The sequence below is a fragment of the Chlorobium phaeovibrioides genome, from assembly GCF_003968655.1.
Taxonomy (GTDB): domain Bacteria; phylum Bacteroidota; class Chlorobiia; order Chlorobiales; family Chlorobiaceae; genus Chlorobium; species Chlorobium phaeovibrioides.
This window is the reverse complement of sequence record NZ_RXYK01000006.1, coordinates 1-12,628: the sequence shown is the minus strand read 5'-3', so window position 1 is coordinate 12,628 and position 12,628 is coordinate 1. Positions and strand designations below refer to the sequence as shown.

General features: G+C 54.6%; 11 protein-coding genes. 9 read left to right on the top strand and 2 right to left on the bottom strand.

What is annotated here, in order from left to right; genetic code table 11:
* The first annotated feature begins 5 nt into the window (after window positions 1–5).
* Genes mraY through EKD02_RS05205 form a run of 9 tightly spaced genes read left to right on the top strand, consistent with a single transcriptional unit; the run spans window position 6 to window position 11,016 of the window.
* Complete coding sequence (gene mraY / locus EKD02_RS05245) at window positions 6–1,109, top strand: phospho-N-acetylmuramoyl-pentapeptide-transferase (protein ID WP_126384296.1); 1,104 nt, start codon at window positions 6–8, stop codon at window positions 1,107–1,109.
* Window positions 1,106–2,503: a UDP-N-acetylmuramoyl-L-alanine--D-glutamate ligase gene (murD, locus tag EKD02_RS05240; protein ID WP_126384291.1), complete on the top strand. Its 1,398-nt coding sequence runs from the start codon at window positions 1,106–1,108 to the stop codon at window positions 2,501–2,503. The genes mraY and murD overlap by 4 nt, the downstream gene beginning before the upstream one ends.
* Window positions 2,503–3,666 (top strand): FtsW/RodA/SpoVE family cell cycle protein, encoded by a 1,164-nt coding sequence (locus tag EKD02_RS05235; protein ID WP_126341661.1) that lies wholly within the window; start codon window positions 2,503–2,505, stop codon window positions 3,664–3,666. The genes murD and EKD02_RS05235 overlap by 1 nt, the downstream gene beginning before the upstream one ends.
* Complete coding sequence (murG, locus tag EKD02_RS05230) at window positions 3,663–4,769, top strand: undecaprenyldiphospho-muramoylpentapeptide beta-N-acetylglucosaminyltransferase (protein WP_126341660.1); 1,107 nt, start codon at window positions 3,663–3,665, stop codon at window positions 4,767–4,769. The genes EKD02_RS05235 and murG overlap by 4 nt, the downstream gene beginning before the upstream one ends.
* A 5-nt stretch (window positions 4,770–4,774) precedes the next feature.
* On the top strand, window positions 4,775–6,184 hold the full coding sequence (murC, locus tag EKD02_RS05225; protein WP_126384288.1) for a UDP-N-acetylmuramate--L-alanine ligase: 1,410 nt from the start codon (window positions 4,775–4,777) through the stop codon (window positions 6,182–6,184).
* Between the two features lie 48 nt (window positions 6,185–6,232).
* Entirely contained in the window at window positions 6,233–7,030 is a 798-nt protein-coding gene (locus tag EKD02_RS05220; RefSeq protein ID WP_126384285.1) for a cell division protein FtsQ/DivIB, read from the top strand.
* A gap of 45 nt (window positions 7,031–7,075) precedes the next feature.
* Window positions 7,076–8,368, top strand: a complete 1,293-nt coding sequence (ftsA, locus tag EKD02_RS05215; protein WP_126384439.1) for a cell division protein FtsA — start codon at window positions 7,076–7,078, stop codon at window positions 8,366–8,368.
* Between the two features lie 42 nt (window positions 8,369–8,410).
* Window positions 8,411–9,688 carry a cell division protein FtsZ gene (ftsZ, locus tag EKD02_RS05210; RefSeq protein WP_126384282.1) on the top strand — a complete coding sequence of 426 codons (1,278 nt, stop codon included), beginning with the start codon at window positions 8,411–8,413 and terminating at the stop codon, window positions 9,686–9,688.
* Between the two features lie 32 nt (window positions 9,689–9,720).
* A complete protein-coding gene (locus EKD02_RS05205) occupies window positions 9,721–11,016 on the top strand; it encodes an acetyl-CoA hydrolase/transferase family protein (RefSeq protein WP_126341727.1) in 1,296 nt (431 codons plus the stop codon).
* 83 nt (window positions 11,017–11,099) lie between these two features.
* Here the strand turns inward: EKD02_RS05205 and bchU are convergent, their stop codons facing one another.
* Both bchU and EKD02_RS05195 read right to left on the bottom strand, forming a co-directional pair.
* A complete protein-coding gene (bchU, locus tag EKD02_RS05200; protein ID WP_126384436.1) occupies window positions 11,100–12,119 on the bottom strand; it encodes a bacteriochlorophyllide d C-20 methyltransferase BchU in 1,020 nt (339 codons plus the stop codon).
* 83 nt (window positions 12,120–12,202) lie between these two features.
* Window positions 12,203–12,628, bottom strand: a 426-nt coding sequence (locus EKD02_RS05195; RefSeq protein ID WP_148102964.1) for an integrase core domain-containing protein, incomplete at its 5' end; no start/stop codon positions are given.

Sequence of the window (12,628 nt, the reverse complement as noted above, 5' to 3'; positions counted from 1 at the left end):
GCACTATGCTCTATTATCTGCTCAAGTACATCAATGAAGTCTTTGATCCTCCGGGGCTCGGTGTTATCGAGTACCTTACATTCAGGGCAAGCGCAGCGGCCATAACGGCGCTCCTTATCACCCTGGTTGCGGGACCGGGGTTCATCGCCTTGCTCCGGGCCCGTTTCATCGAGCCGGTAAAGGAAGAGGCCCCTCCCGAACACAGGAAAAAGAAGTTGCCGACCATGGGGGGGCTGCTCATCATCATTTCGGTTGAAGTTTCTGTACTGCTCTGGGCGAAGTTCACTGACCCCCATGTCTGGCTTATCATGCTTGCGCTTCTGTGGATGGGGGTTATCGGCTTTATTGACGACTACAGTAAAGTGGTGCTGAAGGTGAAGGGGGGGCTTTCTGCGCGCTGGAAGCTGGTCGGTCAGATTTCCCTCGGGCTTGTTGTGGGTATCTACACCTCAATGGACCCGGCGTTTTCTGTGCTGATGAGAGAAACTACGGTACCGTTTTTCAAAAATCTGACCATTGATTACGGTATTTTTTATGTCCCTGTGGTCATTTTCATCATTACTGCCCTCTCCAATGCCGTCAACCTTACGGATGGTCTGGACGGTCTGGCTGCCGGAAGTTCAGCTATCGTCATTTTCGGGCTCGGTGGATTCGCCTATCTTGCCGGTAATGTCGTCTATGCATCCTATCTCTCAATTCCGTTCATTCCGGGGGGCGGTGAAATTGCTGTTGTCTGTATGGCTGCCACTATGGCCTGTGTGGGTTTTCTGTGGTTCAACGCCAATCCGGCAGAGATCATCATGGGCGATACCGGTTCACTTGCCCTTGGCAGCACCATTGCTGTGACCGCCCTGCTTATCAAGCAGGAACTCCTTCTTCCGGTGCTTGGAGGTCTCTTTTTTCTTGAGACGCTCTCGGTCTCCCTTCAGGTGCTCTATTTCAAGTATACCCGGATGCGTTTTGGTGAGGGTCGCAGGATTTTTCTGATGGCCCCTCTGCACCATCATTTCCAGCTCAAAGGGTGGGCGGAACAGAAAATCGTGATACGGTTCTGGATTGTCACCATCCTCCTTTTTCTCACCAGCCTCATGACACTGAAACTCAGATGACGGGACAGAGTGTATCGGGAGCACGGGTATCGGTTATCGGTGCCGGAAAAAGCGGTGTGGCTGCGGCCATTCTGCTGGCAGGTCGCGGGGCCTCGGTGCTGCTCAGCGAGCTTGGCTCTCTCGGGGAAGATGAGATTGAGCGGCTTCGTCAGTGCGGTGTTGGCGTGGAGTCGGGTGGTCATTCAGAGCGAGCTCTCGATGTTGACTTTTCGGTTGTCAGCCCGGGCATTCCTCCCTCAGCTTCGGCCGTGAAGGCGCTTGAGGAAAGAGGGATTCAGCTCTACAGTGAAATTGAGGTTGCATCCTGGTTCTGCCGTGCGCGGATTGTGGGGATTACCGGTACTGACGGCAAAACAACCACTGCCACACTGGTGCATGATATTGCAGCAGCCGAGGGATCTCTTCGGGGAAACCGCGCCTGGGGAGTGGGCAATATTGGCGTGCCGTTTTCCGCCATGGTTGGTGAAATGGAGGAGGGTGACACGGCGGTAGTGGAGCTGAGCAGCTATCAGCTTGAGCGGTGTGTCTCATTCCGCCCTGATGTGTCAGTTCTCACCAATATCACTCCCGACCATCTCGGCCGTTATGACGGAAGCATGGAGCGGTATGCGGCGGCGAAGTTCCGGATATGCATGAACCAGAAAGAGGGGGATACCCTTATATACAATGCAGATGATTCTCTTCTTGAGGAGCATTTCGGCGGTGGCGCCTTCCCTTTCAGGCGAGTTCCCTTCTCTCTGGAGGAGCCGCCATCAGCTGGCGTGATGCACGACGGGGTATTTCTTCGTGATGGAGAAATAGTGGTTGCGCGGGACGGTGGTGAGCGAAGGGTTGCCAGGACGGATGGGTTCCTGAAAAACAGTTTCCGAGGTCGTCATAATATATATAATGCCCTTGCGGCAGTTGCCGTGTCTGAGGCTCTGGGGATTGGTGACGGGGTTGTGCGGGACGGGCTCGGGGCTTTTCAGGGCGTTCGGCACCGCCAGCAGTTTGTCCGCCGTCTGGGGGGTGCTGATTGGATCAATGATTCGAAGGCGACCAATGTCAATGCTATGCGTCAGGCTTTGGAGGCTGTGGAGGGGAAGATTGTGCTGATTGCCGGAGGACGCGACAAGGGCAATGACTATCGTCCGGTTCTTCCTCTTGTGGCAGAAAAAGTGGAGCTTCTTCTTTCCATCGGGGAGTCGAGGGCGCTGCTTGCCGAGGCATTCAAAGGGGTTGCGAGGATTCAGGAGGCGGCTTCGCTTGAGGGTGCGGTGTCGCTGGCCCGTGCTGCGGCAGGAGAGGGCTGGACGGTGCTGTTTTCTCCTGGATGCGCAAGTTTTGACATGTTCAGGAATTTTGAAGAGCGCGGAGATCATTTCATGCAGTGTGTCAACAGTCTGGAGGAGTGATGGAGAGCGTAGAAACATCACGCGCCGGGGCGATTGCCGGCAAAATGCTGCTCCTCATTGTGGCGGTACTGATGTGCATCGGGGTGGTTGTGGTATACAGCAGTGGAGCCGGATGGGCTGAAACCAAGTTCTCAAACCGCGAGTATTTCCTTTACCGGCATCTGGTGTTTACTGTTGCCGGCATCGGGGTGGTGCTCGGGGTTGCGCGCATTGACTACCATCTGTTCCGGAAAATAAGCAGGCTGTTCCTTATGGCCGCCATTGGCATCCTCCTGCTGCTGCTCATGCTGAAAGTGGTCGGGGTCATTCATGGCGCCGCCCGATGGATAGGGTTTGGTCCGGTGAAGTTCCAGGCCTCTGATCTTGCCAAATATGCGCTCATTTTCCATCTGGCCCGCCTCCTTGAAGAGAAGCAGAGCTATATCAAGGAATGGACTTCCAGTTTTCTTCCCATGCTTCTGCTTCTCCTCACGGTTGTTGTGCTTGTTGCTCTGGAACCGAATTTCAGTACAGCCTCTCTGATCGGCATCATAGGATTGACGCTGATGTTTATCGGCGGGGTGAGTCTTCGTCATCTGGGCGTGACGCTGCTTTCAATGCTCCCGATTGCCGCTGCTTATGCCATGAGCGCCCCTTACAGGATGGCCCGGCTGACTGCTTTTTTTACCTCGGATGAGAAAAAGCTGAGCTATCAGGTGGTTCAGGCGCTCATTGGGCTTGGAAATGGTGGCCTGAGGGGACTTGGCATGGGTGAGAGCAAGCAGCGGGAGCTCTATCTGCCGCTCTCCTACAATGATTTCGTTTTTGTTGTCATTGGTGAGGAGTATGGATTTATCGGGGCTGTCGTGGTTCTGCTGCTTTTTACCGCTCTTCTGGTTTGTGGTATCATCATTGCCAAGAATGCCCCGGATGCTTTCGGGCGCTATGTTGCAGCAGGTATTTCTGTGGCCATCACGCTTTTCGCATTCATCAATATTGCGGTGGCCTGCCACCTGATTCCAACCACAGGGGTGGCTCTTCCCTTCATCAGTTACGGGGGAACGGCGCTTCTTGCCAACTCTCTGGGAATTGGGATTCTTGTCAGTATTTCCAGTCACAGGAAGAGGATGATGAAGCGGGGGGCGAGAGAACCGGAAAACATAATGGAGGAAAGGGAACGATGAATATTCTGTTTGCCGGTGGGGGGACGGGAGGCCATCTCTATCCGGCTGTAGCGATGGCGGAGGAGGTGCAGCGAATGGTGCCCGGGGCATCCGTCCTTTTTGCCGGGACTTCCCGGGGTATTGAGGCCCGCGAGGTGCCACGGCTCGGCTACCGCCTCCACCTCCTTGAGGTTCGCGGCCTGAGAAGGGGACGGAGTCTGAAAGATATGGCGGCAAACATCGGTATTGCTGCCGATTTTGCTGCTGCTCTTGCTTCAGCGGTGGCACTTGTTCGGAGGGAACGGCCCGATGTTGTTGTGGGAACGGGAGGCTTTGTCAGTGCGCCGGTGCTTTTTGCGGCACAGCTTCTCGGAAAAAAGACGCTGATTCAGGAGCAGAATGCCTTTCCCGGCGTTACGACGCGGCTTCTTTCGGCTCTTGCTACCGAAGTGCATCTTTCCTTTGCGGAGGCGGCACGGTATCTTCCGAAACAAAAGGGGGTCATGGTATCGGGCAATCCTGCCCGTTCCTTCACGCAGGTGGATGCGTCAGCTGCCCGAAAGCATTTTGGTCTTGATCCTTCCCGCCCTACGCTTCTTGTGTTTGGAGGCAGCCGCGGTGCCCGTTCCATAAACAATGCGGTGCTTCGGCATCATGATCTGTTTTGTGCAGCCGCCAACCTTCTCTGGCAGACTGGTTCAGTTGACTTTGAACGGATCCGGGACGCCTGCCCGCCATCCAGGCATCTGCAGATTGTTCCCTATATTGAGGAAATGGGAGTGGCTTACAGCGCCTCAGATCTGGTGCTCTGCAGGGCAGGGGCATCAAGCATTGCGGAGCTGACAAATCTCGCAAAGCCCTCTGTTCTTGTGCCGTACCCCTACGCAACAGGCGACCATCAGCGCCATAATGCGCGCGCTCTTGTGCATTCCGGGGCGGCTGAGGTTATAGAGGATTCGGTTCTCGATTCCGAAGAGTCGGCTGCCGCCATCATGGAGCTGCTTCATGACGGCGCAAGGAGGAGCGCAATGAGTGAGGCTGCAGGACGGCTCGGGGCTCCCGATGCTGCCCGCCACCTGGCCCTTCGCATTATCAGTCTTGCAGGAACAAAACAAGGGAGTTGAACTCAATGGAGCTGGGAAAGACAAAACGGGTGCATATTGTCGGTATCGGCGGTGCGGGAATGAGCGCCATAGCCGAACTGCTGCTGAAGTCGGGGTTCGGGGTGTCAGGTTCCGATCTTTCTTCCGGTGAAGTTACCGAAAAGCTTGCCGCACATGGCGCCACCATCTATCTGGGCCATCAGGCATCGCAGGTTGAAGCGTGTGATGTTGTGGTATACTCATCAGCGGTGAAGCCGGAGGACAATGTTGAGATAGCGGCGGCTATGCAGGCGGGGATTCCTGTGGTGAAGCGTGATGAAATGCTTGGCGAGCTGATGCGTTACAAGTCGGGCATCTGCGTTGCCGGCACCCATGGTAAAACAACGACCACGGCCATGGTGGCGACCATGCTCATTGAGGCGGGAGAGTCGCCGACGGTGATGATCGGCGGCATTTCCGACTATCTGAAAGGAAGTACTGTGGTTGGCTCGGGAAAGTATATGGTGATTGAGGCAGACGAATATGATCGAGCCTTTCTCAAACTGACCCCCACCATTGCAGTGCTCAACAGTCTTGAGGCCGAGCACATGGATACATACGGCACACTTGAGGATTTGAAGAAGGCGTTTGTTGCTTTTGCCAACAAGGTGCCTTTTTACGGAAGGGTGATATGCTGCGCTGATTGGCCGGAAATCCGCGGGATCATCGGCTCCCTCAACCGCCTCTGCACCACCTTTGGTATTGATGAACCGGCCGATGTTTCGGCGACAGACATTGTTATGGCCAATGGCCGGACAACCTTTACCGTCCAGGCGTTCGGTGAGGTCTATCCGGGAGTGAGCATTGCTGTTCCGGGTCGGCACAATGTTCAGAACGCTCTTGCGGCTTTTGCCACCGGTCTTGAGCTTGGTCTCGACCCGGCGAGGCTTGTTCATGGACTTGGCTGCTACAGCGGCATGCGCCGGAGGTTCCAGATAAAGTATGACAACGGTCGCGGTCTTCTGGTTGTTGATGATTATGCCCACCACCCTTCAGAGGTCAAGGCTACCCTCAAGGCGGCCCGCAACGGCTGGCCTTCGGCGCGCATTGTCGCTGTATTCCAGCCTCACCTTTTTTCGCGCACCCGCGAGTTTGCTTCCGAGTATGGGTGGGCACTTTCGCGTGCCGACATGGTCTATATATCCTCAATCTATCCCTCCCGCGAAAAAGAAGAGGATTTTCCCGGTGTGGATGCCGGAATGGTTGCCGGTGCCGTCACGAAGGCTGGCGGGAAGCATGTCCTGTATGTCTCTGACTCAGGGGAGTTGAAGCGGCTGCTTCTTGACGAGGCTTCCGCCGCCGGGCCTCGGGGGACGATTCTTCTCTTTATGGGGGCCGGTGACATCACCGCCATGGCTTCGGAGGTTGCCCGCTGTGGAGAAAAAGAAAACTTGTGATGTTTTTTATTGTGGCTTGTTGTAATAAAACCGAAATGGTTGTTTCTTATGGTTGATTCCGCGGGGACCGGAACGGGAGCCAGTGCCGGCGGGGGATGGAAGGCGTTTCTTCTGGTGTTCTTTCCTGTCATGCTTATGCTTGTATGGCTCTCTTTTGCTGCATCAGAGTGGCAGAAAGATGTTCGGGTCCGCAGTGTTGCCGTGGATGGCGCGCAGCTTGTTTCTTCGGCGGCGGTTGCAAAGGGGCTTGGACGATGGAAGGGAAAAAACATTCATGATGTTGATACTTCCGCTGTTTCAGGGCGGGTTGCCGGAATGGCCTGGGTGAAGCATGTCAGGGTTGGCCAGGAGTTGAACGGGGTTCTTCGTGTTGTTGTCAGGGAGCGGGTTCCTCTGGCGGAAGTGTTTTTTGGCGGGGAGCGTTTTGTGATGGACTCCGAGGGGGTGCTTCTGCCTCCTCCTGCAGGCTTCGGGACGAAGGTGCAGGGTCTGGTAAAGGTTTCGGGCATCCCTTCACCCTCCCTGAGGGAGAGGGGGTTTCTCCGGGTTGACCGGAAGAGTCTTGGGTTGGTGAAGAGTTTTTCAGAAGCGCTTTCCGGAGTTCCTGACGCGGCTATTCTGGTTCGTGAGCTTCACCTTGAAGGGTCCAATGAAAGCTGGTTTTCGGTGGCCGGCGACCCGGCCCGGTTTATTGTGGGCAATGATGGGGACTTCAAGGAAAAGTTGGAAAAATTCGGGATATTCTGGCAGTCGGTGATATCCAAAAAAGGGTATGGCTGCTATCGTGTGGTTGATTTGCGTTTCAGGGACAGGGTGTTCACTACAGATGCAGCCACAGCCCCGTAAGAGAATGGTTAAACGACTGAAAATTCATGCATTGAAGAGGGAATGATGCCTACCAGTGATATAGCGATTGGTCTTGACATAGGAACAACCAAGGTCTGTGTTGTTGTGGCCGAACGGGACGGACGCGGCCAGCTCAATCTGCTTGGCAAGGGCCATGCGGAATCGGAGGGGCTGCAGCGTGCAACTGTGGTGAATGTACAGCGGACTGTTGACTCCATCAGGGCTGCTGTTGCTGATGCGGAACAGGAGTCGTCCATCACGGTTGGCCCGGTCAATGTCGGCATTTCGGGCACACATGTTCACTGCATCACAAGCGATGCGGAAATCAGCATCAACCAGACCGGCCTTGTTTCCGAGTCGGATGTACGGCGTTTTCTTCAGAAGGCGAGAGCCAATATCCGTTATCTGGATATGGAAAACGAGATCATCCATGTTATTCCCCAATCGTTCACCGTTGATGATCAGGAGGACCTTCCCGATCCGATAGGTCTTGCAGGCACAACCATGAAGGGCAGTGCGCTGATAGTGGTTGGGCAGAAAACCAAAATCCGCAATATCCGCGAGTGTGTGGAGAAGGCGGGGCTGCAGGTGGGCTCAATGACATTCGAGCCTATTGCTTCGGGGCTTGCTGTTCTCAAGGATCGCGAAAAACGCGGCGGGGTTGTCGTTATTGATATTGGTGGAGGAACGACGGAGGTTGCCCTCTATCTGAATGGAGCTCTCCATCATTCCGCAGTCATCAAGATTGCCGCCAATGATGTGACTCAGGACATTGCCCACGGGGTAAAGACGCTTCATGAGGTGGCTGAAGAGATGAAGCTGGCTCATGGATTCGCCTATCTCGGTGAGGGCGCTGGAGATGACGAGCTTGTTGTTGCGGGTGTGGAGGGTCGTCCTGAGAAATACTTCTCGAAGCAGTCGCTCACCCTGATTATTGAGGCGAGGATGATGGAGATTTTTGAAATGGTTCGTGATGTGCTGCGGGAGTCGGGACTGTATGATTCTCTGAATGCCGGGGCCATCATAACAGGCGGCGGATCGCTTCTGCCGGGCACTGCGGAACTTGCTTCGAGGGTTCTGGGACTTGATGTGCGTATCGGATACCCCGAAGGGGTGTCGGGGGGAATCAGGGGGTCTGTCGACAGCCCTGTGTATGCAACGGTTATGGGACTTGCCGGTCGAGTCTTTGAGCAGCCCATTTCCGGAGAGCCTCCGGCCGGGTCGGAGGGTGTGCCTCCGCCGCCTCAGCCGACGCCTTCAGGAGCGGAGCCTCCGGAGGGCGGAAGCAAGGGTGGAGGTATTGCCGATTTCTTCAAAAAAGTATGGGATCAGCTATGAATTGTCTGAAAAATCTCCCCCTGAAAGAGGAGGGTGCCGCATATGCCTTTTGAACTGGATCCCGGCCTGTTCGACAGTGAGCAGGGCAAGGGGGTGACCATCCGTATTGTTGGTGTTGGAGGATGTGGCGGAAACGCTGTCAACAATATGATAGAGAGGAAGATAGAGGGTGTTGAATATGTCGTCTTCAATACCGACAAGCAGGCACTGCTGAATTCAAAGGCACCCCTTCGGGTGGCTATCGGAAGGAAGGCTACCGGTGGTCTGGGTGCGGGCGCCGACCCGACAAAAGGGCGTCAGGCTGCCGATGATGACCGCGAATTGATTGCCGAACAGCTGAAAGGGGCTGATATGGTTTTCATTGCTGCCGGAATGGGCAAGGGCACCGGTACCGGTGCCGCCCCTGTCATAGCCTCCATTGCAAAGAACATGGGGATTCTTACCATCGGTGTGGTGACGCGGCCGTTCCGGTTCGAGGGCCGGGTCAAGGCCGAGATTGCCGATGCCGGCATTACGGAACTGCGAAAATACATAGATACCCTCATTCTCGTTGAGAATGAGAAGATACTCAGCATTGCCGACGAGGGAGTCAGTGCGACCGAAGCATATAATATGGCCAACGATGTGCTTTACCGGGCGGCAAAGGGAATTTCCGATATCATTACCAGCCATGGTCATGTCAATGTGGATTTCGCCGATGTCAAGAGCATTATGGCGGGAGCCGGCGATGCAGTCATGGGGTCGGCAGCCGCGGCAGGAGAGCGTCGCGCCTTGAAGGCGGCTTCGGATGCCCTTGGAAGCCCTCTGCTTGAAGGCGTCAGTCTCGGCGGATCGAAGGGGGTGCTTGTCAATATTTCGGGAGAGGTGAGCATGCGCGATCTTGAGGATGCCATGAGCCATATTGAGGAGCAGGTCGGTGGTGAGGCAAAAATCATCAACGGTTATGTTGACGAGGAGCAGGTTGGCGGAGAGATTCGGGTGACGGTTATTGTGACTGGATTCAGCCGCAGGCAGGAGTCTGCAGGTGCTCAACCGATAAAAGAAAAGGATGGGCCTCAGAGTGGCCCCCAGGTTGAGCCTTTCGGGGCTCAGAGAGGGAGCTCAAAAGGAGTGTCGCCTGAGAATCTCGCCATTCCCGCCTATATACGAAAGAATATCAGTATCCGTGGCCCTTATGACGCTCCAGGAGGAGGTTTCGCCGGGCATGAGGGCCGATTTGAACCGTACGGTCCCGGTGGACAGTGCAACCATGAAGATTTAATTCAGAAAGGTCAGTCAGATCTTCCGGCCTATCTTCGCCGAAATATCAATGGGATCTGACTCGGGCGTTTCTGGCAGACTACTATATGTTGATGAATTACAGTGCGCTTTCCGCTGAGGCCGCAGTGGCTGGAATTAAGTCGGGCGACCGCGTTTTCCTGCATACCGCGGCAGCAACCCCCCACCGGCTTATAGACGCAATGGTCGGGAGGGCAAATGAGTTGAGAAATATTGAGATTGTGAGTCTGCATACTGAGGGCGAGGCGTCCTATGTTCGCCCTGAGTTCCAGGAGAGTTTTCGTCTTAACTCTCTCTTTGTCGGTAAAAATGTCCGTGCTGCGGTGCAGAGCGGCGATGCTGATGCCATTCCTGTGTTTTTGAGTGATGTTCCCTCCCTTTTCCGCAACGGGATTCTTCCTCTTGATGTGGCCCTTGTTCATGTGTCGCCTCCAGACCGTCACGGCTTCTGCTCTCTGGGAGTTTCAGTGGACTCCGCCCTTGCTGCGGTTCAGAATGCCCGTCTCGTCATTGCGCAGGTCAACCCGAACATGCCCAGAACGCATGGTGAGGGGATGCTGCACATGAGCCACATAGATGCAATGGTGAGTGTTGACGACCCGCTGCCCGAGACTCCCGCCCATCCCCTGACCGACATTGAGCTCCGCATCGGACAGCATATCGCGGGAATCGTTGAAGATGGAGCAACTCTGCAGATGGGTATCGGAGCCATTCCCGATGCAGCACTCGCCGCCCTTTCGGGCCATAAAGATCTTGGTATCCATTCGGAGATGTTTTCCGACGGTGTGGTGGATCTTGTTGAAAAAGGGGTGATTACCGGCAGCAGAAAGAAGACCCATCAGGGCATTATTGTTGCAAGCTTCCTTGTCGGTACCCGCCGGCTTTTTGATTTTGTTGATGACAATCCGCTTGTTGAGATGTTCCCTTCAGATTATGTCAACGATACCCGGGAAATCCGGAAAAATCCGAAGGCGACAGCAATCAACAGCGCCATTGAAATTGACATGAGCGGTCAGGTCTGTGCTGATTCAATCGGGCAGAAGCATTTTTCAGGGGTGGGAGGACAGATGGATTTCATCCGCGGTGCAGCGCTTTCCGAGGGAGGGAAACCCATTATCGCCCTTCCCTCTACCACACGCAGAGGTGAGTCACGAATTGTGCCCCGACTCAAGCCGGGTGGCGGCGTTGTGACAACGAGGGCCCATGTGCAGTTCGTCGTTACCGAATACGGTATTGTCAATCTGCATGGAAAGAATCTCCGGCAACGGGCCGAAGCGCTTGCAAGCATTGCCCATCCGGATTTCCGTGAGGACATCAACCGTGAAGCTCATGCCGTGTATGGCTCAAGCGTCAGTGTTCCCGTGGCTTAGATCCAGCTGAAAAGGGCGAAATAAAAAAAGACCCCGGGCGGAATGCTTCTCTTCCGCCCGGGGTCTTTTTTGTTTTTTTTGGTTCAGCCCTTCTTGACTGCCTGGCAGAGAAGGTGGTTGTAGCGTCTTGTGATGCTGATATCGCTGAAGCCGATCTCTTCAAGAATGCCTCTGTAGCTCTCCTGCGACTTGAATCCGAGAACGGAGAAGGGCAGCCCGGCGCCAAGAATATAGTGGCTCAGGTAATCGAAATTGGGCTCTTCGGGATTATCGACAATCATGTCGAGAATAAGTATTCTTCCTCCTGCGGGAAGTGCGTCATAGGCTTTGCGGCACATCATGCCGGTCAGCTGTTCGTTTGCTGAATAGAGAATTCGGCAGAACATGACGGCATCTGCCGACGGATACGCTTCTTTGTAAATGTCGACAGCAGCTCCCTTAAGCCGTCCTCCAACGCCCTGCGCTGCGGCATTTTCGTCAACCAGACCGATGGCTCCGGGAAGGTTGAGTATTGTGGAGTTGAGTTCCGGATACTTTTTAAGCAGCGCAGCAGAGATGTCGCCTATTCCACCGCCGACATCAACAAGGTTTTTTGTCCCTGAAAGCTCCGCTTCTTCAAGGAGGAGTTTGATGGCAAAATATGCGTTACTGCGGTGGATCTCCTCAAAGTAGAGGTTGTCTTCCCTTGATATGGGAGGATAGGGAACCTCTGCACGGAACTCATGCTTTCCTCTGACTGCATCGGCAATTTTCAGGTAGTAGTTTTCTGACAGATGTGCCATTGCTTTGCCGACAGGAACCATATACATGTTCGGCTGGTCAGCTTGAGGCACGAACATTGCTCGAGCAAGAGGCGTCAGGCTCCATTTGCCATCAGATTCAAGCGTGATGCCTATCTGGCGGAGAGCTTCGAGCAGCATGACGAATCGTGAGGGGATGGCCTGACAGTCATCAGCCAGTGTTTCCGCCTCTTTGGGAGAGCCGGCCATATGGGTGAAGAGGTCAAGCTCAAGGGCAGCCTTGAAACAGCCGAATTCAACAAGTCCCTTGAAGATGAGCTCGTTGGCTCTCTCGTTCTGCTGTAATAATTGAATGTCATTCATCATGGTCATGTATTGGCTGCGGTTTTTAGTGGACCCCGTCCTATAGACAAAAAGGGCCTGAGTTTAAGTTGGCAACCTGCTGTTTATGCAGCAGAAAGGCGCTGCTCCTCTTGTTCATTTAACTCTTCCTGTGGCTCGTTCTTGAGCCGGTACTTGTCAACGATGTGGGCCCCGCCGCCTTGGCCTGAACGATACACTTCATCCGGAGTGCTGTAGTCCAGAGACTGATGTGAACGCACACTGTTGTAATCTACAAAATACTCCGTTAATCCCTGCTGTAATTCTGCCGGGGAGCCGTACCCCTTCACATAGAGATCCTCGTGCTTGACACTGCGCCAGAGGCGCTCGACGAAAATGTTATCAAGGGCCCTACCCCGGCCATCCATGCTGATGCGAAGTGTCGGGTACTTTTTGAGTGCGCCGATAAACGCATCACTGGTGAACTGGGAACCCTGGTCGCTGTTGAAGATCTCCGGGACTCCGTAGTTCCTGAACGCCTCCTCGAGACA